Genomic DNA, 21312 nt, shown 5'->3' on the forward strand with positions numbered 1-21312 from the left:
GCCATGGTCACAGGGCCTGATCCGGTCCTTGTACGGGACACACCGGGCCCTGTGACGCGCGTGGCGGGATCAGCCGGAGACGCTCGCGCGGCCGTTCTCGATGTGCCCCATGAGCCGCCGCCGGAAGCCGTCCTCCCCGTCGGCCGTGACGGCGAGGTCGTACCAGCCGTGGGCGTCGGCCGCGGAGTGCACGACCGTGCGGCGGCGGCCCGGCTTGACGGTGATGCGGCGGGTCCAGTCCCGCAGGTCGTCCTCGTCGACGTACCCGAGCGGCCGGACCAAGAAGGTCAGCGGGCGGCGGCCGGTGTTGCGCAGGACGAGGTGGAGGTCCCGCTCGCGGGTGTCGATACGGGTGGTGACCTCGGCTCCCCCGTCGGCAGGCCCGGCGAACTCGCGCCGGAAGCCGTTCGGGCCGGTGACGGTGAAGCGGTACGCCTCCCCGGTCAGCGGTACGGTCCAGTGCGCGGCGCCCCGGACGTCCCGGTGCTGCGGGGCCGGGAACTCACCGGCGTACGGGTAGAGCGTGAAGTGCGCCGAGGACCGCCCGGTGTTCCCCAGCTCCACCCTCAGGCTTCCGCCCGACCTCCTGACCTGCGCGTCCAGCTGGTACGGCAGCGGGCGCGCCGGGCGTACGCCGGGCTCCTGGACCGGGAGGTGCTGGACGGCTGGCGGCCTCGGCTGCCAGCGGCCCCCGAACGGCGGGATCGCCCCGGGCGCCTCGACGGCGGGCTGCCGCCGGGGCCGGGAGAAGTCGAAGGCGGAAGTGAGATCGCCGGTGACGCGGCGGCGCCAGTCGCCGATGTTGGGCTCCTTCACGCCGGTCCAGCGCTCCAGGAAGCGGATGACGGAGGTGTGGTCGAAGACCTCGGAGCAGACGTATCCGCCGACGGTCCAGGGCGAGACGACGAGCAGCGGCACCCGTATCCCGAGGCCGGTCGGGCGGCCGTCCCACTGCTCCTCGGTCACCTCGGGGGGTGCGACGGGCGGCGGGACGTGGTCGAAGAAGCCGTCGTTCTCGTCGTAGTTGATCAGCACGGCGGTGTGCCGCCACACATCCGGGTGCTTGCCGAGCGCGTCGAGGATCTTGTAGACGACGGTCGCGCTGTGCACGGGCGAGGAGACGCTCGGGTGCTCGGAGTCGACCGCCGAGGGCACCAGGTAGGAGACCTCCGGCAGCGTCCCGGCCGCCACGTCCTCGGCGAACGCGTCGGCGAGGGTCCCGGTCGGCACCCGGCGCAGCCCTCGCTCGAAGAGACTGCGCTCGTGCCGGGTGAGCGTGGCGACGCCCTCCTCCAGCAGTCCGAGCAGCCGCTCGCGCTCGGCCTCGGACGCGCCCCGGACCTCGGCGTAGAACGCCTCCATGTACGTGTGACCGCCGGTCCTGGCGAGCGCCTTGCGGGCGATGGCCTTGAAGGTGGCGTAGAACTCGACCTGGTTGTCGGTGAAGTTCTCCCACTCGGTGTACGTACGCCAGGTGCGGCCCGCCTTCTCCAGCCGCTCGGCGTAGGTGGACCAGTCGTAGCCGGGATGGCTGCCCTCGTTGTACGCGTCGTTGCCGACGGCCCGTTTCCCGTTCGCCTCGAAGCCGGTCTTCCCGCTCCACAGGTGGTTGCGGTTGGGGCTGGTGGAGGTGTGGATGGAGGAGTGGTAGGCGTCGCAGACGGTGAAGGTGTCGGCCAGCTCGTAGTGGAGCGGGATGTCGCGGCGGTCGTAGTACGCCATCGTGGCGGCGGTCTTGGCGCTGATCCAGCCGTTCATCCAGCCGCCGCCCCAGGCCGCCGCGCCACCGTTCCAGGAGTGGTCGAGGGCGCCGATGTACTGGAGGTCCTTCTCCTGCTCCTCGGCCGCCCCGCGCACCGGGAAGGGCAGGACGGTGGAGCCGGAGGGGCCCGGCTGCTCGAAGACGGTCCCGCCGGTGGGCAGCTCGATGGCGTTGCGGTCGCCGAAGCCGCGTACGCCGCGCAGGGTGCCGAAGTAATGGTCGAAGGAACGGTTCTCCTGCGTCAGGATCACCACGTGCTTGATGGACCTCAGCCCTCCGTCGGCGGACCCCGCGTGGGCGGGCTGCGCGGCGATGGCTGCCTGGAGCGACGGCGGCAGAAACGATCCGGCCGCAGCGGCGCCGAGCGCGCCTCCGCCGAGCGCGAAGAGCCGTCGCCGTGACATGTCCGTGGTCAAGAGAGCCTCCCGGTTCAGGTGGTTACAGCCGGGAAGCTAGTCAGGCCGGGTAGCGGCGGGAAGGACTGTGTACGGCCCGGTGGTGAACGTCCAACAGGTCGGACCGGAAGTCCAACCGGCCCCGGCCCCGCAACTCGTACGCCGAAGGGGCGGCGCGCCCGCGCTGTGCGGGTGCACCGCCCCTTCGGGGCCGTGTTCAGCCGGGGGATCAGCCCTCGACGCCGAGCTTCTCCAGGATCAGCTCGCGCACCCGGGCCGCGTCCGCCTGGCCGCGGGTGGCCTTCATGACCGCGCCGACGAGCGCGCCCGCCGCCGCGACCTTGCCGCCGCGGATCTTGTCCGCGATGGCCGCGTTGCCCGCGATGGCCTCGTCCACGGCCGTGGACAGGGCGCCCTCGTCCGAGACGACCTTCAGGCCGCGCTTCTCGACGACCGTGTCGGGGTCGCCCTCGCCCGCGAGGACGCCCTCGATGACCTGGCGGGCCAGCTTGTCGTTGAGGTCGCCCGCGGCGACGAGCGCGGCCACCCGGGCCACCTGGGCCGGGGTGATCGGGAGCTCGTCCAGGCCGCGGCCGGTCTCGTTGGCGTTACGGGCCAGCTCGCCCATCCACCACTTGCGGGCCTGGTCGGAGGGTGCGCCCGCCTCGATCGTGGCGACGATCAGATCGACCGCGCCCGCGTTGAGGATGGACTGCATGTCGTGCTCGGAGACGCCCCACTCCTCCTTGAGCCGCGCCCGGCGCAGCCGGGGCAGCTCGGGGAGGCCCTTGCGCAGCTCCTCGACCCACTCGCGCGCGGGCGCGACGGGGACCAGGTCCGGCTCGGGGAAGTAGCGGTAGTCCTCGGCGTTGTCCTTGATGCGGCCGGCCGTGGTGGAGCCGTCCTCCTCGTGGAAGTGCCGGGTCTCCTGCACGATCGTGCCGCCCGAGGACAGTACGGCCGCGTGGCGCTGGATCTCGAAGCGCGCGGCCCGCTCGACGGAGCGCAGCGAGTTCACGTTCTTCGTCTCGGAGCGCGTACCGAACTTCTCGGTGCCGTTGGGCCGCAGCGACAGGTTGACGTCGCAGCGCATCTGGCCCATCTCCATGCGCGCCTCGGAGACCCCGAGGGCCTTGATCAGCTCGCGGAGCTCGGCGACGTACGCCTTGGCGACCTCGGGGGCACGGGCGCCCGCGCCCTCGATCGGCTTGGTGACGATCTCGATGAGCGGGATACCGGCCCGGTTGTAGTCGAGCAGGGAGTGGGACGCGCCGTGGATACGGCCGGTGGCGCCGCCGACGTGCGTCGACTTGCCGGTGTCCTCCTCCATATGGGCGCGCTCGATCTCCACGCGGAAGATCTCGCCGTCCTCCAGCTGGACGTCCAGATAGCCGTTGAAGGCGATCGGCTCGTCGTACTGGGAGGTCTGGAAGTTCTTCGGCATGTCCGGATAGAAGTAGTTCTTCCGGGCGAAGCGACACCACTCGGCGATCTCGCAGTGCAGCGCCAGACCGATCTTGATGGCGGATTCCACGCCGATCTCGTTGACCACCGGCAGCGCGCCGGGCAGCCCGAGACAGACCGGGCAGGTCTGGGAGTTGGCGTCCTGCTTCAGCTCCGTGGAGCAGCCGCAGAACATCTTCGTCTTGGTGCCGAGCTCGACATGGACTTCGAGCCCCATGACGGGGTCGTAGGACGCGAGCGCGTCCTCGTACGACACCAGGTCAGTGACAGTCACGGTGAAACTTTCCCTCTCAGCCCAGCAGAACGTCGTCGTCGCCGAGACGCTTCAGTTCGCGATAGAGGATCGCGAGTCCGGTGACGATGGCGGCCGCGGAGACCGCCGCGTCGACGAGCCGCAGCACGTCGTTGTCCTGGCGGGCGAGCTTCGCCTGCTTGGCGATGCTGATCGCGCCGAACGCGGTACTGCCGAGCGAGACGTACAGCCCGGTCTTGGACTTCTTGAAGTTACTGGCCTTCTTTGCCATGGCACTCACAGCGACGGAGCCTCCTCAAGCAGCGGGTGCCCCCACTTTTCCACGAAGGCGGACTCGACGGCCGCGCCGACCTTGTAGAGCCGCTCGTCCTTCATGGCGGGGGCGATGATCTGCAGCCCGACCGGCAGACCGTCCTCCGGGGCCAGGCCGCAGGGCAGCGACATGGCGGAGTTTCCGGCCAGGTTGGTCGGGATGGTGCACAGGTCCGCGAGGTACATCGCCATCGGGTCGTCGGCGCGCTCGCCGATCGGGAAGGCGGTGGTCGGGGTCGTCGGGGAGACGATCACGTCGACCTGCTCGAAGGCCTTCTCGAAGTCCTGGGTGATGAGGGTGCGGACCTTCTGGGCCGAGCCGTAGTACGCGTCGTAGTAGCCGGAGCTGAGTGCGTACGTCCCCAGGATGACGCGGCGCTTGACCTCGTCGCCGAAGCCCGCCTCGCGGGTCAGCGCGGTGACCTCCTCGGCCGACTTCGTACCGTCGTCGCCGACCCGCAGGCCGTAGCGCATGGCGTCGAAGCGGGCCAGGTTGGAGGAGCACTCGGAGGGCGCGATCAGGTAGTACGCGGAGAGCGCCAGATCGAAGGAGGGGCAGTCCAGCTCGACGATCGTGGCGCCGAGCGACTTCAGCAGCTCGACCGACTCGTCGAAGCGCTGGAGCACACCGGCCTGGTAGCCCTCGCCGCGGAACTGCTTGACGACACCGACGCGCATGCCCTGTACGGAGCCGTTGCGGGCGGCCTCGACGACCGGCGGGACCGGGGCGTCGATGGAGGTCGAGTCCAGCGGGTCGTGCCCGGCGATCGCCTCGTGGAGCAGCGCCGCGTCCAGGACCGTACGGGCGCAGGGCCCGCCCTGGTCGAGGGAGGAGGAGAAGGCGACCATGCCGTAGCGGGAGACGCCGCCGTAGGTGGGCTTGACGCCGACCGTGCCGGTGACGGCGGCGGGCTGGCGGATCGAGCCGCCGGTGTCCGTGCCGATGGCGAGCGGGGCCTCGTAGGAGGCGAGGGCCGCGGAGGAACCTCCGCCGGAGCCACCGGGGATGCGGGTGAGGTCCCAGGGGTTTCCGGTGGGGCCGTAGGCGCTGTTCTCGGTGGAGGACCCCATGGCGAACTCGTCCATGTTGGTCTTGCCGAGGATGACGACGTCGGCGGCGCGCAGCTTCCGCGTGAGCGTGGCGTCGTACGGCGGGACCCAGCCATCGAGGATCTTGGAACCGACGGTGGTCGGCATGTCCTTGGTGGTGAAGATGTCCTTCAGCGCGAGCGGGACCCCGGCCAGCGGGCCGAGCTTCTCGCCCGCCTCGCGCTTGGCGTCCACGGCACGCGCCTGGGCGAGCGCGCCTTCGCGGTCGATGTGCAGGAAGGCGTGGACCTTCTCGTCGACCGCGTCGATCCGGGCCAGGTGGGCCTCGGTGACCTCGACGGCGGTGAGCTCGCCGGAGGCGATCTTCGCGGCGATCTCGGCCGCGGTGAGCTTGATGATGGTGCTGATGTCCGTCATGGCGGTTAGTCCTCCCCCAGGATCTGCGGCACCTTGAAACGCTGCTGCTCCTGGGCCGGGGCGCCGGAGAGCGCCTGCGCGGGGGTGAGCGACGGACGGACCTCGTCAGCGCGCATGACGTTGGTCAACGGCAGCGGGTGGGAGGTCGGCGGTACGTCTTGGTCGGCGACCTCGGAGACGCGGGCGACCGCGCCGATGATGTCGTCGAGCTGACCGGCGAAGTGATCGAGCTCTTCGCCCTTCAGCTCCAGACGCGCCAGCCGGGCGAGGTGGGCGACCTCCTCGCGCGTGATGCCAGGCATGCAGCGATCCTCAGGGGTTGGTGTGTGGTTTTGGCCCCAATCCTATGGGGTCCCCCGAGGGCGGGTGCCCCACCCCGATCCGCCCATGCTTTTCCGGCGGCGCGGCCTGTCCGGACGTGCGGTCTTCAGGGGGTCTCGGTCTCCGCCGTGCCGTTCACCGCGCCGTTCAGCGACGCGTTCATCGAGCCGGCCGCCGACCCGGCGGCGGCAGCGGCCGCCGCCCGGGCCTTCAGCTCCGCGGGGCGGTGCCAGCCGTGCTCGCCGCGCGCCCGCAGCCAGGCCGTCGTCTCCTGGGGCGGCATCGCGGCGGCCACCAGCCAGCCCTGCACCGCGTCGCACCGCAGGTCCCGCAGGCGCTCCCACGTCTCGTCGTCCTCGACGCCCTCGGCGACGACGACCAGGCCGAGCGAGTGGGCGAGGTCGATGGTGCAGCGGACGATCTCCGCGTCCTCGTGGTCGACGGCCAGCCGGGCCACGAAGGACCGGTCGATCTTCAGCTCGCTGACCGGCAGTCTGCGCAGGTGGACCAGGGAGGAGTAGCCGGTGCCGAAGTCGTCGAGGGACATCTTCACGCCGTGCGCGGTCAGCCCGGCCAGGGTGTCGGCGGCCCGCTGCGGGTCTTCGAGCAGCACATGCTCGGTGATCTCCAGTTGGAGGGCTCCCGCGGGCACGCCGTGGCGGGCGAGGCGGGCGGCGACGCCCCCCGCGAAGCCGGGGGTGTGCACATCGCGCGGGGAGACGTTGACCGCGACGGGGACGAACAGGCCCTGCGCCCGCCACCGGGCGACCTGCGCGAGCGCCGTCTCCAGGACGTATTCGGTGAGGTGCGGCATCAGACCGGAGGACTCGGCGATGGCGATGAACTCGTCCGGGGGGACCCGGCCGCGCTCCGGATGCACCCAGCGCACCAGCGCCTCCAGGCCCGCGACCTGCCCGTCGAAGCGGACCTTGGGCTGGTAGTGCAGCTCGACGTCGCCCGCGTCCAGCGCCCGGCGCAGATCGCCGAGGAGCCCGAGCCGGTCGGGGGTGTTGCTGTCGCGCTTGGACTCGTAGACCTCCACGCCGGTGCGGTCCCGCTTGGCCTGGTACATCGCGACGTCCGCGCGGCGCAGCAGCCCTTCGGCGTCCAGGGCGTGGTCGGGGTAGACGGCGACTCCGGCGCTGGCCTCCAGGACGAGGGTGAGCCCGTCGAGGTCGAGGGGCGAGGACAGCTCGGCGACGAGATGGCGGGCGACCTGCTGGGCGCTGGTGGTGGAGTCGGTGTGCGGCAGCAGTACGGCGAACTCGTCGCCGCCGAGCCGGGCCGCCTCCGCGCCGCGCGGCAGGGCGAGCCGCAGGCGCTCCGCTATCTGCAGCAGCAGCCGGTCACCGGCGAGGTGGCCCAGGGTGTCGTTGACCGCGCGGAAGCGGTCCAGGTCGATCAGGACCAGCGCCGAGCGGGTGCCGATGCTCTCCGCGTCCTCCAGGGCCGACCAGGTGCGCTCCAGCAGCCACTGGCGGTTGGGCAGCCCGGTCAGCGGGTCGCGCAGCTGCTCCTCGGCGCGGGCACGGGCGATCCAGAGCGTGGAGTCCAGGGCGATCAGGGGCACCGCGAAGAGCGGCAGCAGGATGGGCATGGACATCGCGACGGCGCAGATCAGCGGGGCGAGGCCGAGGAGCGCGACGGCGACGAGCCCCTGCCGCAGCAGCGCGGTGCGGGCTATCGTCGGCAGCCCGCCCCCGTGCGGGGCCCGTGCGTACCACAGCAGGACCCGGGTGACGAGAAGATACGTCGACGCCGTCAGGACCAGTTCCGGGACGGCGGCGATGCCCCAGTCGAGTGGCCGCCAGGGCTCCTCGACGGTGGGCACGACCCCGAAGGCGGCGAGCACGAGGGCGGCCGCCCCGATGCCGAGGATGTCCACCGCACCGTGGAGCAGCCCCTGCCACCAGCGGTGCCTGCGGGCGGTCCCGACGAGCACCACGACGGCGAGGCTGACCAGACCGGCGGGCAGCCAGCCGTACAGCAGCAGCACGGCGAGGGTGAGGGCGGCCCCGGAGCCGGTGCCGCCCCACCACCGGTCTCGGCCCAGCGCCACCAGATGGCCGACGATGATCCCGGTGAGCACGGCGAGGGACCAGCCGACGGCCCCGTCCGGGAAGAGCGCGTGCCCTTCGTGCACGGTCTGGTAGAACCCGACCGCCAGGAGTAACGCGGCGGTCCCTACGACGGCGGCGCCCACGGGGGGCGTGAGGCCGACGAAACCTTGCAGCCGCGACACCGGGGCGGCGCTCTCGGTCGGTTTCATTCCGTCCCTCTCACAGCCGGCGGTGCCGATGTCCCTCGGTGGCGCCCGCGTCCGTGGCGCCACGGCCCGGTCGAGCAGCCGTGCACGGCAGGCGCACCTCTCAACAGTAGGCCGCGAAAGGCTTCCAGGGGCAGCGCTCTACCGCTCTTGCCCAAATGCGAGCCGACCACCCGTCACCATCTGCTATGCGCCGAACGGGTGAAACGGTGAGGGCAGTTCGGGGCCCGCCGGACCCTTCTTCACCCCTCTGCCCCGTTTCCTTCCCGCTCCGGGTCGCGCCACGCCCGGGCCGCGTCTCGAAGACGTCTCGATCCGGAGAACGGCGGACGACCCGCGGCCCTGCGGTCGGTTACTCCGCGTCCGCCTCGGGGTCGGACTTCGCGGCCGCTTCGGACGTAGATTCGGGCTCGGCTCCCGGAACGGGCAGGGCCGCTTCCTTGGCTTGTTCGGGCCCCTGTTCGAGGAGGATCGCGAATCCGTCCTCGTCCAGCACGGGCACCTTCAGCTGCATCGCCTTGTCGTACTTGGAGCCGGGGTTGTCACCGACGACCACGAACGCGGTCTTCTTCGACACCGATCCGGCGACCTTCGCACCGAGGGCCTGGAGCGCCGCCTTCGCGCCGTCGCGGGTGTGGCCCGCGAGGGTGCCGGTGACGACGACGGTGAGCCCTTCGAGGGGGCGGGGACCCTCGTCCTCGTCGGACCCCTCGTCCGCCATCCGCACCCCGGCCTCACGCCACTTGCGCAGGATCTCGCGGTGCCAGTCCTCGGCGAACCACTGCTTGACCGAGGCGGCGATGGTCGGCCCGACACCGTCGGCGGCGGCCAGCTCCTCCTCGCTCGCCTCGTCGATCCGGTCGATGGATCGGAACTGACGGGCCAGCTCCTGGGCGGCGACCGGTCCGACATGGCGGATGGAGAGCCCGGTGAGGATGCGGGCGAGCGGGGCCTCCTTGGCGGCGGCGATGCCCTCCAGCATGGCGACCGCGTTCTTCTTGGGCTCGCCCTGCTGGTTGGCGAAGACGGTGGCGATCTTCTCCTCGCCGGTCTTCGGGTCGCGCTTGGGCAGCCCGCTGTCCTGGTCCAGGACATAGGCGCGGATCGGCAGGAGCTGGTCGATCGTGAGGGAGAACAGGTCGCTCTCGTCCTTGAGGACCGGCTCGGCGGGCTCCAGCGGCCGGGTCAGGGCGGCGGCGGCCACATAGCCGAAGTGGTCGATGTCCAGGCACTTGCGCCCGGCGAGATAGAAGAGCCGCTCGCGCAACTGGGCCGGGCAGGTACGGGCGTTGGGGCAGCGGAGATCGATGTCACCCTCCTTCATGGGGCGCAGCTCCATCCCGCACTCGGGGCAGTGGGACGGCATCTCGAACGCCTTCTCGGTACCGTCGCGCAGATCGACGACGGGACCGAGGATCTCCGGGATGACGTCGCCCGCCTTGCGGATGACCACGGTGTCGCCGATGAGGACGCCCTTGGCCTTGACCACGTTCTGGTTGTGCAGGGTGGCGAACTCGACCTCGGAACCGGCCACTTCGACCGGCTCGACCTGGGCGTAGGGGGTGACACGGCCCGTGCGCCCGACGCCGACGCGGATGTTGACCAGCTTGGTGTTGACCTCTTCGGGGGCGTACTTCCAGGCGATGGCCCAGCGCGGGGCGCGCGAGGTGGAGCCCAGGCGGCCCTGGAGCGGGATCTCGTCGAGCTTGACGACGACCCCGTCGATCTCGTGCTCCACGGAGTGCCGGTGCTCGCCGTAGTACGCGATGAACTCCCGTACGCCGGCGAGGGAGTCGACGACCTTGTTGTGCTGAGCCGTGGGCAGGCCCCAGGCCTGGAGGAGGTCATAGGCCTGGGAGAGGCGGTCGATGCTCAGGCCCTCGTGGGCGCCGATGCCGTGCACCACCATGTGCAGCGGGCGGGTGGCGGTGACCTTGGGGTCCTTCTGGCGCAGCGATCCGGCGGCCGCGTTGCGCGGGTTGGCGAAGGGCTTGTCGTCGGCGGCGACCAGCCGGGCGTTCAGCTCCTCGAATCCCTCCATCGGGAAGAAGACCTCGCCGCGGATCTCGACGAGCGCCGGGATGCCGTCGCCCTTGAGGCGGTGCGGGATCTCGGCGATCGTCCGGACGTTGGGGGTGATGTCCTCGCCGGTGCGGCCGTCGCCCCGGGTCGCCGCCCGGGTCAGCCTGCCGTGCTCGTAGGTGAGGTTGACGGCGAGCCCGTCGACCTTCAGCTCGCACAGGAAGTGGTGGTCGGGGGTACCGACGTCCTTGGCCACCCGCTCGGCCCAGGCGGCCAGCTCCTCGTCGTCGAAGGCGTTGTCCAGGGAGAGCATGCGCTCGCGGTGCTCCACGGAGGTGAACTCCGTGACATAGGGCCCGGCGACCTTCTGGGTCGGGGAGTCCGGGGTGCGCAGCGCCGGGTGCTCCTCCTCCAGGGCCTCCAGTGAGCGCAGCAGCCGGTCGAACTCGGCGTCGCTGACGACCGGCTGGTCCTTCACGTAGTAGCGGAAGCGGTGCTCCTCGATCTGCTCGGCCAGCAGCGCGTGCCTCTCCCGCACGTCCGCCGGAACCGAGCTCTCCTGCTCCACCCGCTGTTCGCCGACCATCGTCCCCATCCTCCCGTTACCCCGTCGTGCCCGTCACTCAGGGTTGTCTGCGAGCGATCTCGCCGCCCTGGCGCAGTGGGCGAGCGCGGTGCGGGCGTGCGCGGGCGATGCCCCCGCGAGACCGCACGACGGAGTGATCACGACGGACTCGGTGAGAGTCCCCGGATTCAGCCCCAGCCTGCTCCACAGCTTCCTGACACCCATGACGCTACCGCCCGGGTCTGACAATGGCCCCGAAGCGGCGTCCGTGGACGGCACCACGCCAAGGAACAGCTGGGTGCCGCCCTCGACGGCCTCCCCGATCGCCTCCTCCTCACGCTCGGTGAGCAGCGAGAAATCGAACGAGATGCCGTCGGCCCCGGCGCGGCGCAGCAGCGCGAAGGGCACCTCGGGGGCGCAGGAGTGGACGAGCGTCGTGCCGTCCTCGCCCGCGGCGGCGAGCACGTCGCGCAGGGTCGCCTCGACGATCTGGCGGTCGACGGCACGGTAGGTGCGGTAGCCGCTGGCGGAGCGGACCCGGCCGAGCAGGACAGCGGTCAGGGACGGTTCGTCCAGTTGCAGCACGATCTCGGCGCGGGGCATCCGGCGGCGCACCTCGGCAAGGTGCCCGCGCAGCCCCTCGGCCAGGGACCCGGCCAGGTCGCGGCAGGCACCCGGGTCGGCGAGCATGGCCTCGCCGCCGCGCAGTTCCAGCGCGGCGGCGAGCGTCCACGGGCCGACGGCCTGGACCTTGAGCGGGCCCTCGTACCCCTGGGTGAACTCCTCCAGGGCGTCCAGGTCCTCCCCCAGCCAGGAACGGGCGCGGCGGGTGTCGCGGCCGGGCCGGTCGCTGATCCGCCAGCCGCTCGGCTCGACGTGCCCGTACATCTCGACGAGCAGGCCGACGCTGCGGCCGATCATGTCGGCGCCCGGCCCGCGCGCGGGCAGCTCCGCCAGGTACGGCATGCCCTGGCCGTCGGCGAAGGAGCCGGTGACGGTCTTCGCCGCCTCCCTCGCGTCTCCTCCCGGCATGGACCCGATACCGGTCGCCGGACACCCGCTGAACTTGCTCTTCTCGCTCACGCGGGAAGCCTACGGTCCGGGGCGGGAAACCTGCTCCCCGGGACGTCAGCGGCCGGGGCGGACGGTGAGGTCGTTGACCTCGGCGTCGCGCGGCAGGTCGATCGCCATCAGGATGGTGGTGGCCACCGACTCGGGGTCGATCCAGCGGGCGGCGTCGTACTCCTTGCCCTCCTGCTGGTGGACCTTGGCCTGCATGGGGCTGGCGGTGCGCCCGGGGTAGACCGAGGTGACGCGGACCCCGTTGCCGTGCTCCTCGTGGCGCAGCGAATCGGCGAGGGCCTTGAGGCCGTGCTTGCTCGCGGCGTACGCGCCCCACTCGGCGTGGGCGTTGAGCCCGGCGCCGGAGTTCACGAAGAGGACGTGGCCCTGGGCGACGCGCAGCTGTGGGAGCAGGAGGCGGGTGATCTCGGCGGGGGCGATCAGGTTGGCGTTGAGCTGGAAGTGCCAGGACTTGGGGGTGAGTTCGGCGACGCCGCCCAGCTCGACGACGCCCGCGATGTGCAGCAGGGTGTCGACCCGCTCGGGCATGGTCTGCTGGCCGAACGCCCAGGAGAGCCGGTCGGGGTTGCCGAGGTCGCCGACGATGGTGCGCGCGCCCGGGTAGCGGTCGGCGAGCTCCTTGGCGCGGCCGGCGTCGCGGGCGAGCAGGACGAGGTCGTCGCCGCGCTCCTGGAGACGGCGGGCGACGGCGGCCCCGATGCCGGAACCGGCGCCGGTGATGAGGTGGGTGGGCATGGGGCGATCCTAAGGGCTGTCGGGACGGTCCTTGGGCGGAGCTGTGATCACCGGGTCCGGCGGACGCCCCTGCTCACTGGTGGCCGGCGGCCTCCTCCAGGTAGGCGAGCGCGCCGACGCCGTCCTTGGCGAAGAAGACCAGGTCGGTGAGGGGCACGGGGAGGAAGCCCTCGTCCTCCATGCGCTGGAACTGCTGGCGCAGCCCGTCGTAGAAGCCCGCCGTGTTCAGCAGGACCACCGGCTTGGTGTGCTTGCCGTGCTTCTTCAGCTCCAGGATCTCGGTGGCCTCGTCCAGCGTCCCGGTCCCGCCGACCATGATGACCACGGCGTCGGCCTTCTCCAGGAGGAGGGCCTTGCGCTCGGCGAGGTCGCGGGCGATCACCATCTCGTCGGCGTTGGTCCGGGCCTTCGCGGCGAGGAAGTCGACCGACACCCCGACGAGCCGCCCGCCCACCGCCTGGACGCCGTCCGCGACGACCTTCATCAGGCCGCTCTCCGATCCGCCCCAGACCAGGGTGTGCCCGCCTCTGCCCAGCAGTTCGGCGAACTCCCGGGCGGGCACGGTGTAACGGTCGTCGAGGTCGGCGGCGGAAAGGAAGACACAGATGTTCATGGGGCAACCGTACGACCCGCCTCGGACAGTCATGCGGTCCGGAGAGGGTCCGGGGGTGATTCCGGCCAACACCGGGGAGCGGGGAAGATTCCGGGCCCGTACGTCGCTGAAACCGGCATGACTGCCACCCGAGGACACCGGATCACCGTCGAGCAGGGCACCGCGCACGTCCGGGCGGTGCACGACGGGCAGGTGCTGGCGGAAAGCCGCCGCCCGCTCGTGCTCCGCGAGACGGGCTGTCCGGTCCGTTACTACCTGCCGCCCGAGGACGTCCGCACCGAGCTGCTGAGCCCGTCGGACACCAGCACGCACTGCCCGTTCAAGGGGGACGCCTCCTACTGGTCGCTGCCGGGCGCGGCCGATCTCGTCTGGGCCTACCCGGACCCGAAGCCCGAAGTCGCCACGATCAGGGGCCACTTCTGCTTCTACGCGACGGAGGCCGTGGCCGACTGACCCAGGGCACGGGCTCCTTGAAGTTCTCTCCACCGGAGCGATGAGTTTCGCGGCCCGTCCCGGTCTCCTCTCCCATGGACAGGATTCTCTCCGCCGACGGCACCCCGATCGCCTACCGCCGCCAGGGCGAGGGGCCACCGCTGGTGCTGGTCGGCGGGGCGCTGAGCACCGCGGCGACCGACGCGCCGCTGGCCGCCCTGCTGGCCCCGCGCTTCACCGTGATCACCTACGACCGCCGGGGCCGGGGCGCCAGCGGTGACGCCCGGCCCGGTGCCGCGGGGCGGGAGACCGAGGACCTGGCCGCCGTCGTCGGCGCGGCGGGGCCGGGCGCGGCGGTCTTCGGGATGGCGTCGGGCGGGGCGCTGGCCCTGGAGGCGGCCGCCGCCGGCCTGCCGGTGGAGCTGCTCGCCGTGTACGAGCCGCCCTACACTCCGGGCGCGTCCGGCCTGCTGTTCAAGGCCCGCTGCACGGCCCGGCTGCACCGGCTGCTGGCGGCCGGGGACCGGGGCGGGGCGGTGGAGCTGTTCCTGTCCGCGACGGGCGTCGCCCGGGAGACGGCGGCCCGGATGCGGCACACCCCGCTGTGGGCGGAGCTGGAGGCGATGGCGCACACCCTGGCGTACGACGACGCGCTGCTGGGAAACGGGGCGGTCCCGGCGGAGCGGTTCGCCGCCGTCACCGCCCGGACGCTGGTCATCTGCGGCGGCTTCAGCTCCGCCCCGGCCCGTGCGGCGACCCGGACCCTGGCCGAGGCCCTGCCGCGCGGCAGGCACCGCACACTGACGGGCCAGATGCGGGAGGTGGCCCCGCAGGTGATCGCGCCGGTGCTGGCGGACTTCTTCGCCAAGGACGTGTACGCACGCCAGGCGTCGTAGACCGTACGGACCGGGCTCAGGCCCCCGTGGCCACCTGCTCGCGGCGCACCGTCGTCGCGATGGTGGCGGAGCCGACCACGCGCGTGCCGTCGTAGAGGACGACCGCCTGGCCGGGGGCCACGCCCCGGACCGGCTCGGTGAAGGTGACGTGCAGCTCGGTGCCGTCGATCAGCTCGGCCGTGACCTCGCACTCCCCGCCGTGGGCGCGGAGCTGGGCGGTGTACGTGCCGGGGCCGGACGGGGGTGTGCCGCACCAGCGGGGCTTGATCGCGGTCAGGGAGGTCACGTCGAGGGCCTCGACGGGGCCGACGGTGACGGTGTTGTTCACCGGGGAGATGTCGAGGACGTAGCGCGGCTTGCCGTCGGGGGCGGGGTGGCCGATCTTCAGCCCCTTGCGCTGGCCGATGGTGAAGCCGAACGCTCCCTCGTGGGTGCCCAGCTTCGCACCGGACTCGTCGAGGATGTCGCCCTCGGCGGGGCCGCCGAGGCGGTTCGCCAGGAAGCCCTGGGTGTCGCCGTCGGCGATGAAGCAGATGTCGTGGCTGTCGGGCTTCTTGGCGACGGCCAGGCCCCGGCGCTCGGCCTCGGCGCGGATCTCGTCCTTGGTGGTGAGGGTGTCGCCGAGCGGGAACATGGCGTGCGCCAGCTGCTTCTCGTCCAGCACGCCGAGCACGTAGCTCTGGTCCTTGGCCATGTCGGAGGCGCGGTGCAGCTCGCGGCTGCCGTCCTCGGCGAGCAGGACCGTGGCGTAGTGGCCGGTGCACACGGCGTCGAAGCCCAGGGCGAGGGCCTTGTCGAGCAGTGCGGCGAACTTGATCTTCTCGTTGCAGCGCAGGCACGGGTTGGGGGTGCGCCCGGCCTCGTACTCCGCGACGAAGTCCTCGACGACGTCCTCGCGGAAGCGTTCCGCCAGGTCCCAGACGTAGAACGGGATACCGATGACGTCGGCCGCGCGGCGGGCGTCCCGGGAGTCCTCGATGGTGCAGCAGCCGCGCGCCCCGGTCCGGAAGGACTGGGGGTTCGCGGACAGGGCGAGATGGACACCGGTCACGTCGTGGCCCGCCTCGACGGCGCGGGCCGCGGCGACGGCCGAGTCGACACCGCCCGACATCGCGGCGAGGACACGCAGGGGGCGCTGGGAAGTCTGAGTCATAGCTCCTCCAGGGTACGGGTCGCCGGGAACCGAACGCTCGCGGATATGCGTTGACGTTCACATGGGGAACAACGGGAGCACCCGGGGCCCGCGAAAGCGCTCACGTGCGTCTTCGCGGAAGAAGCCCACGAGCGGCGTCAGCCGGCGCGCACTGCTGATCGGCGGCGGCGCGGTGGCGGCCGCCGGCGCCGCCGCCGTGCTCACGCGCGACCGGCTGAAGCGCCTGTGGTGGCAGGTGCCCGGCATCGAGAAGCCCCGGAAGCCGGGTGAGCTGGACTACGCGGCCGCGACCTGGGTCGCCGCTTCCGAGGGGAACTGGCGGCGGGCGGACCGCCCCGACGACTTCCGGATCGACCGCGTGATCATCCATGTCACGCAGGGCAGCTTCGCCAGCGCGGTGAAGGTGTTCCAGGACCCCGCGCACCGGGCCGCGACGCATTACATCGTGGGCCAGGACGGACGGGTGGTGCAGATGATCCGCGAGCTGGACGTGGCGTATCAAGCGGGCGACCGTGCGTACAACGAACGCTCCGTCGGCATCGAGCACGAGGGGTTCGTGGACCGCCCGAAGGACCTCACCAAGGCGATGTACGAGTCATCGGCCCGGCTCACGGCCTCGGTCTGCGCGCGCTACGACATACCCATCGACCGGGAGCACATCATCGGGCACGTGGAGGTGCCGGGCACCGACCACACCGACCCGGGACCGCACTGGGACTGGGACCGCTACCTGGAGCTGGTGCGCCGCGCCGCGGCAGCGCCGCCCTCCCCGACGCCCTCGGCGGAGGCCGCCGGGTGACGGCCCTCAGCTGAGCCCGGCCGTCCGCGCCCGCTCCACCGCCGGGCCGATCGCCTGGGCCAGCGCCTTGACGTCGTCCTCGGTCGAGGTGTGGCCGAGCGAGAAGCGCAGAGTCCCCCGGGCCAGGTCCGGGTCCGTGCCGGTGGCCAGGAGTACGTGGCTGGGCTGGGCGATCCCGGCGGTGCAGGCCGATCCGGTGGAGCACTCGATGCCCTGGGCGTCCAGCAGCAGCAGGAGCGAGTCGCCCTCGCAGCCGGGGAAGCTGAAGTGTGCGTTGGCGGGGAGCCGCCCGGCCGGGTCCGGGTCGCCGCCGAGGACCGCGTCCGGGACGGCGTGGCGCACGGCGGCGACGAGGTCGTCTCGCAGTCCGCCGACGCGCCGGGCGAAGTGTTCGCGCCGCTCGGCGGCCAGCCGTCCGGCCACGGCGAAGGAGGCGACGGCGGGCACGTCCAGGGTGCCCGAGCGCACATGGCGCTCCTGGCCGCCGCCGTGGAGAACGGGTACGGGGGTGTGGTCGCGGCCCAGCAGCAGCGCGCCGATGCCGAACGGGCCGCCGATCTTGTGGCCGCTGACCGTCATCGCGGCCAGTCCGGAGCGGGCGAAGCCGACCTCCAGCTGACCGAAGGCCTGGACCGCGTCGGCATGCATGGGGATGGAGAACTCCGCTGCCACTGCGGCCAGTTCATGTACCGGCATGATCGTGCCGATCTCGTTGTTGGCCCACATCACGGTGATCATCGCGATGTCGTCGGGGTCGCGGAGGATCGCCTCGCGGAGGCCGTCGGGGTGGACCCGGCCGTAGCGGTCGACGGGGAGGTAGTCGACGGTCGCGCCCTCGTGCTCGGCGAGCCAGTCGACGGCGTCCAGGACGGCGTGGTGTTCGACGGGGCCTGCGAGGACCCGGGTGCGGCGGGGGTCCGCGTCGCGGCGGGACCAGTAAAGGCCCTTGACTGCGAGGTTGTCGGCCTCCGTGCCGCCGGAGGTGAGGACCACCTCGCTGGGGCGTGCGCCGAGGGCGTCGGCGAGGGCTTCTCTGGACTCCTCGACGGTACGGCGGGCCCGGCGTCCGGCGGCGTGCAGCGAGGACGCGTTACCGGTGACGGACAGCTGGGCGGTCATCGCCTCGATCGCTTCGGGAAGCATCGGCGTGGTCGCGGCGTGGTCGAGGTAAGCCATGGTGGGGCTGATTCTACGAGCCCGGGGCGGGGCGCATGGCGGGCGCGTCACGGCCCGGGACCCGCGCGCGCTCACACGGGCCCCGTCTCAGCCGCGCCCCAGCCGATTCGGCCACCCCAGCCGCCCCAGCCGCTTTCAACCGCCAAGGCTCCAGGCGGCCGTTCCGTTGGCGGTGATCAGGACGGCGAGCACCACGAGGTCGGCGACGCCCAGGGCGAGTCCGAGGAAGGCTCGGCCCCGTCGGCGGGTGCGGCGGGCCAGGGCGAGGAGCGCCATCACGATCGCGGTGGGCCCGAGCAGGAGGTTGAAGACCAGCAGGCCGACGAGGCCGAGCACGAACGAGGCGACGGCCAGCCCGTCCGCCTCCCGGCCCGCGGCAGTGGAGGGGCCTGCTTCCGCGTCCGTCGCGGCCGTCGCGTGCTCAGCCGCGTGCGGCACGCGGGCCGGGGTCGAGCCGAGCGGCGCGGCTTCGGTGCCGGTGGCGGTGGCGCGGCGGGTGGAGTCCGTGAGGGTCGAGGTCATGGTGCGAGCTCCTTCGGATCGGACGGGACACGGCAGGCTCGGCGGGTACGGGTGCAGGCGGGGAGCCAGTCCTCAGCCGGTGCGTCGCGCGAGGCGTTCCCGCACGGCGAAGACCAGCAGCCAGCAGCCGATCACCGTGGCGGCGGCCAGCGACAGCGGAAGGGGGAGATGGGCGACCGCCCCGAGGACGATCCCCAGCAGAAGCAGCGCGACGACGAGGACAAGCACGGCGGAACCTCTCTGTGCGACGGCTCTGTACGACGTCAAGGGCCATTCGGAGTACGAGTGTTCACTGACCCATGAGTCTAAACCCCTCGCCTCTTCCTTGACTCGGAGAACAACTGTTTACTGAATGGCATGAGTCACACCGCCGGAATCCGCCAGACCCGGAAACTCAGAACGCGCCAGGCCCTCCTGGACGCGGCGCTCGTGCTGCTGGAGCACCAGAGCCTGAGCAGCCTGGGGCTGAGGGAGGTCACCCGGGCCGCCGGGGTCACCCCGACGGCTTTCTACCGGCACTTCGAGGACACCGCCGCGCTCGGCGTCGCCCTGGTCGAGGAGACCCTGGGCAGCCTGCACGGGATGATCGGCGCGGTCCTCGCGGAGACGGGCGACAGCGAGGAGCGGCTGGACCGCAGCGTGGAGGTGATCGCACGCCACGTCGGCGCGCAGCCCGCCCACTTCCGCTTCATCGCCCGCGAGCAGCACGGCGGCGTGGGCCCGGTCCGCGCGGCCATCGCCGCCCAGCTGCTCCGGTTCGCGGAGGAGGTGGCATGGGCGCTCGGCCAGGAGCCGGAGGCGGCCGGGTGGAGCGAGGAGGACCTGCTGATGCTGGGCGGCCTCTACGTGGACCACATGGTGATCACCGCCTCGGCCCTGCTGGAGGCCGGACCGGCGCGCGAGCGGGAGGTCGTACGGTTGGCCCGGCGGCGGCTGCGGCTGGTCACGATCGGCCGCGCGCACTGGCTCGACGAGGGTGGACGAACGGCGTCGGCCGCGCTGGAGACCCTCCCGTGACAGGAGGCCCTACGGCCTGGTCTTCGGGTCCGACCGGCAGCCCGGCTGGGCCGAGGAGGCCGTGCAGCGCTGGGGCGGCACGGACCAGTGGGCGCAGTACGCGGAGCGGGCGGCCGGGATGCCCTCCGAGGGCTGGCGGGAGGTCGCGGCGGCCACCAAGGCTCTCGACGCCGACCTCGCCACCGCGTGCCGCACCGGCGTCCCGCCCGGCTCGGACGCGGCGAACGTCCTCGCGGAGCGGCATCGCGCGCTGATCTCGACGTACTTCGGCTGCACGCACGCCATGCAGGGCTGCACCGGCCGGACGTACGTCGAGGACCCCGGGTGCGCCGCGTACTACGACGCGATCGCGCCGGGCATGGGTGGCTGGCTGTGCGCGGTGATCGCCGCGAACGGCGGGGCCCGGGGCCCCGACCCGGAGTCCGCGGTCTGGGGGTGAGGGGCCGCCGGGCCGGTCCGGACTATGCCGTGCGCGGGGCCTTGGCGAGCTGACGGGACTGGGCGACGAGCCGGTCCGCGCTGTCCCAGACCTCCGCGTCCTCCTCCAGGAAGCCGCCCGCGAGGTTGCGCGTGGTGATGGAGACGCGCAGCGGGCCCGGGGCCGGGCGGCAGCGGACGTGGGTGGTCAGCTCGACGGTGGGCGTCCAGCCGCTCAGGCCCAGCTCGAACGAGGTCGGCGGCAGGGCGTCCACGGTGAGCAGGAGCGAGAGCGGGTCCGGGTCGCGGCCGTCGGCCAGGCCGAACCAGCCGCGCATCTCGCCCTTGCCGGACGGGGCGCCGACCGCCCAGCCGACGGTGGCCGGGTCGAGTTTGATGTCGAGGCGCTCGGTGATGGCGGAGCTGCCGGGAATCCGGGGCGCGCCGTCGCTCGGGCCGAGGCAGTGGTCCCGGTCGGGCATGGCGGGCGGCAGCGCCGTCGTACGGACGTCGTCGGAAAGCGTGTCGAGGTCGCCGTAGGTGGCCAGGACCCGGATGCGCTCGATCTCGCTGCCGTCCTCGGCGTACTGGAAGAGCGAGGCCTGCCCGGTGGAGAGGGTGCGGCCGGTACGGACGGTCTGGGTCCGGATGACGGCGGGGCCGGGGACGGAGGCGGTGAGGTAGTGCGCGGAGACCGAGAACGGGTCGGGGTGCGGCAGGGCCTGGCCGAGGGCGCGGCCGAGCAGGGCCAGCAGATAGCCGCCGTTGACGGCCTGGATGATGGTCCAGCCCGCGGAGAGCTCGGCGTCGTAGACGCCCTCCTCGCGCAGGGTGACCGCGGTGTCCCGGTCGAACTCGCTGTCGCCGATGGTTGCCCGGGCGGTCTGCGCCGCCTCTGTCGCTGCCTGTGCCATGGCATGCACGGTACAGGGATGTATTACTGAGCGGTAGCTTTTTGGGGTGCCGATCACAGCCCTCAGGCCTCCTCCGCCCGCGCGGAGGAGCGGTTGTACGCACGCGGCGCCCGCCAGTGGAAGCGCAGCGCCAGCAGTCGCAGAACGAACGCGGCGATCACCGCCAGGCCGCTGGTCAGGGCGTTGAGGGTGTCGAAGCGGATGCACAGGACGACCATGGTCGCGCCGACGATCGCGGGCACCGCGTACAGGTCGCGGTCCCAGCGCAGCAGCGAGGGCACCTCGTTGGCCAGCACATCGCGCAGCACACCGCCGCCGACCGCGGTGGCCAGGCCCAGCGCGGCCGACGCGGTGAGCCCGAGGCCGTACTCGTACGCCTTGACCGTGCCGGTCACACAGAACAGGCCGAGCCCGGCCGCGTCGAAGACGTTGACGCCGACCTGGATGCGCTCCACGTGCGGATGGAGGAAGAAGACCAGGCCCGCGGCGAACAGCGGGGTGATGAAATAGCCGAGGTCGGTGAAGGCGGCGGGCGGGATCGCGCCGATCATCACGTCACGGAACAGCCCTCCGCCCAGCGCTGTCACCTCGGCGAGGACCGCGATGCCGAAGACATCGAAGTTCTTGCGTACGGCGAGCAGGGCGCCCGAGATCGCGAAGACGAAGATCCCGGCGATGTCGAGCGCGTGCAGGACGGAGGGCGTGAACAGTTCGGTGAGCACCGGACA

At 72.1% G+C, this 21312-nt stretch carries 21 protein-coding genes; 5 read left to right on the forward strand and 16 right to left on the reverse strand.

The features are described from left to right. Nucleotides 1–69: 69 nt before the first annotated feature. The 10 genes from ACZ5WC_RS22560 to ACZ5WC_RS22605 all read right to left on the reverse strand — a co-directional run bounded on the left by ACZ5WC_RS22560 (nucleotide 70) and on the right by ACZ5WC_RS22605 (nucleotide 13258). Nucleotides 70–2178 (reverse strand): phosphocholine-specific phospholipase C, encoded by a 2109-nt coding sequence (locus ACZ5WC_RS22560; protein ID WP_468542457.1) that lies wholly within the window; start codon nucleotides 2176–2178, stop codon nucleotides 70–72. A 208-nt stretch (nucleotides 2179–2386) separates the two neighbouring features. After that, nucleotides 2387–3895, reverse strand: coding sequence for an Asp-tRNA(Asn)/Glu-tRNA(Gln) amidotransferase subunit GatB (gene gatB / locus ACZ5WC_RS22565; protein ID WP_096626676.1), 1509 nt, complete (start codon nucleotides 3893–3895; stop codon nucleotides 2387–2389). Nucleotides 3896–3911: 16 nt separating this feature from the next. After that, on the reverse strand, nucleotides 3912–4145 hold the full coding sequence (locus ACZ5WC_RS22570; protein WP_018492329.1) for a hypothetical protein: 234 nt from the start codon (nucleotides 4143–4145) through the stop codon (nucleotides 3912–3914). 5 nt (nucleotides 4146–4150) lie between these two features. After that, entirely contained in the window at nucleotides 4151–5653 is a 1503-nt protein-coding gene (gene gatA, locus ACZ5WC_RS22575) for an Asp-tRNA(Asn)/Glu-tRNA(Gln) amidotransferase subunit GatA (protein WP_468542458.1), read from the reverse strand. Nucleotides 5654–5658: 5 nt separating this feature from the next. Further along, entirely contained in the window at nucleotides 5659–5955 is a 297-nt protein-coding gene (gatC, locus tag ACZ5WC_RS22580; protein WP_003966094.1) for an Asp-tRNA(Asn)/Glu-tRNA(Gln) amidotransferase subunit GatC, read from the reverse strand. Nucleotides 5956–6080: 125 nt separating this feature from the next. Continuing rightward, on the reverse strand, nucleotides 6081–8243 hold the full coding sequence (locus tag ACZ5WC_RS22585; protein ID WP_468542459.1) for a putative bifunctional diguanylate cyclase/phosphodiesterase: 2163 nt from the start codon (nucleotides 8241–8243) through the stop codon (nucleotides 6081–6083). A gap of 349 nt (nucleotides 8244–8592) precedes the next feature. After that, nucleotides 8593–10848, reverse strand: coding sequence for an NAD-dependent DNA ligase LigA (gene ligA, locus ACZ5WC_RS22590; RefSeq protein WP_468542460.1), 2256 nt, complete (start codon nucleotides 10846–10848; stop codon nucleotides 8593–8595). Between the two features lie 33 nt (nucleotides 10849–10881). Then, nucleotides 10882–11910 (reverse strand): methionine synthase, encoded by a 1029-nt coding sequence (locus ACZ5WC_RS22595; protein WP_468542461.1) that lies wholly within the window; start codon nucleotides 11908–11910, stop codon nucleotides 10882–10884. 45 nt (nucleotides 11911–11955) lie between these two features. After that, nucleotides 11956–12645, reverse strand: coding sequence for an SDR family oxidoreductase (locus tag ACZ5WC_RS22600; RefSeq protein WP_468542462.1), 690 nt, complete (start codon nucleotides 12643–12645; stop codon nucleotides 11956–11958). 73 nt (nucleotides 12646–12718) lie between these two features. Beyond that, complete coding sequence (locus ACZ5WC_RS22605) at nucleotides 12719–13258, reverse strand: LOG family protein (protein ID WP_468542463.1); 540 nt, start codon at nucleotides 13256–13258, stop codon at nucleotides 12719–12721. Nucleotides 13259–13375: 117 nt separating this feature from the next. Between ACZ5WC_RS22605 and ACZ5WC_RS22610 the strand changes: the two genes are divergently transcribed. Together ACZ5WC_RS22610 and ACZ5WC_RS22615 are read left to right on the forward strand one after the other, a co-directional pair. Continuing rightward, nucleotides 13376–13711: a DUF427 domain-containing protein gene (locus ACZ5WC_RS22610; protein ID WP_468542464.1), complete on the forward strand. Its 336-nt coding sequence runs from the start codon at nucleotides 13376–13378 to the stop codon at nucleotides 13709–13711. A gap of 74 nt (nucleotides 13712–13785) precedes the next feature. Then, nucleotides 13786–14586 carry an alpha/beta fold hydrolase gene (locus tag ACZ5WC_RS22615; protein WP_468542465.1) on the forward strand — a complete coding sequence of 267 codons (801 nt, stop codon included), beginning with the start codon at nucleotides 13786–13788 and terminating at the stop codon, nucleotides 14584–14586. 16 nt (nucleotides 14587–14602) lie between these two features. On the opposite strand, the gene mnmA is transcribed toward ACZ5WC_RS22615, so the two are convergent. Next, nucleotides 14603–15739, reverse strand: a complete 1137-nt coding sequence (mnmA, locus tag ACZ5WC_RS22620; RefSeq protein ID WP_468542466.1) for a tRNA 2-thiouridine(34) synthase MnmA — start codon at nucleotides 15737–15739, stop codon at nucleotides 14603–14605. Between the two features lie 61 nt (nucleotides 15740–15800). Here mnmA and ACZ5WC_RS22625 point away from each other — a divergent pair, with 61 nt between their 5' ends. Continuing rightward, entirely contained in the window at nucleotides 15801–16538 is a 738-nt protein-coding gene (locus ACZ5WC_RS22625) for an N-acetylmuramoyl-L-alanine amidase (RefSeq protein ID WP_468542467.1), read from the forward strand. A gap of 6 nt (nucleotides 16539–16544) precedes the next feature. On the opposite strand, the gene ACZ5WC_RS22630 is transcribed toward ACZ5WC_RS22625, so the two are convergent. The 3 genes from ACZ5WC_RS22630 to ACZ5WC_RS22640 all read right to left on the reverse strand — a co-directional run bounded on the left by ACZ5WC_RS22630 (nucleotide 16545) and on the right by ACZ5WC_RS22640 (nucleotide 18464). Next, nucleotides 16545–17714, reverse strand: coding sequence for a cysteine desulfurase family protein (locus ACZ5WC_RS22630; protein ID WP_468542468.1), 1170 nt, complete (start codon nucleotides 17712–17714; stop codon nucleotides 16545–16547). A gap of 135 nt (nucleotides 17715–17849) precedes the next feature. Further along, entirely contained in the window at nucleotides 17850–18236 is a 387-nt protein-coding gene (locus ACZ5WC_RS22635) for a hypothetical protein (protein ID WP_468542469.1), read from the reverse strand. A 72-nt stretch (nucleotides 18237–18308) separates the two neighbouring features. Next, complete coding sequence (locus ACZ5WC_RS22640) at nucleotides 18309–18464, reverse strand: hypothetical protein (protein WP_468542470.1); 156 nt, start codon at nucleotides 18462–18464, stop codon at nucleotides 18309–18311. A 129-nt stretch (nucleotides 18465–18593) separates the two neighbouring features. Between ACZ5WC_RS22640 and ACZ5WC_RS22645 the strand changes: the two genes are divergently transcribed. Both ACZ5WC_RS22645 and ACZ5WC_RS22650 read left to right on the forward strand, forming a co-directional pair. Beyond that, complete coding sequence (locus tag ACZ5WC_RS22645) at nucleotides 18594–19253, forward strand: TetR family transcriptional regulator (protein WP_468542471.1); 660 nt, start codon at nucleotides 18594–18596, stop codon at nucleotides 19251–19253. Beyond that, on the forward strand, nucleotides 19213–19692 hold the full coding sequence (locus ACZ5WC_RS22650; protein WP_468542472.1) for a TipAS antibiotic-recognition domain-containing protein: 480 nt from the start codon (nucleotides 19213–19215) through the stop codon (nucleotides 19690–19692). The genes ACZ5WC_RS22645 and ACZ5WC_RS22650 overlap by 41 nt, the downstream gene beginning before the upstream one ends. Before the next feature lie 22 nt (nucleotides 19693–19714). Here the strand turns inward: ACZ5WC_RS22650 and ACZ5WC_RS22655 are convergent, their stop codons facing one another. Beyond that, nucleotides 19715–20584, reverse strand: a complete 870-nt coding sequence (locus ACZ5WC_RS22655) for a thioesterase family protein (protein WP_468542473.1) — start codon at nucleotides 20582–20584, stop codon at nucleotides 19715–19717. Nucleotides 20585–20646: 62 nt separating this feature from the next. Beyond that, nucleotides 20647–21306 (reverse strand): trimeric intracellular cation channel family protein, encoded by a 660-nt coding sequence (locus ACZ5WC_RS22660; protein ID WP_468542474.1) that lies wholly within the window; start codon nucleotides 21304–21306, stop codon nucleotides 20647–20649. Between the last annotated feature and the right edge of the window lie 6 nt (nucleotides 21307–21312).

The sequence above is a fragment of the Streptomyces sp. NPDC033165 genome, assembly GCF_055577965.1.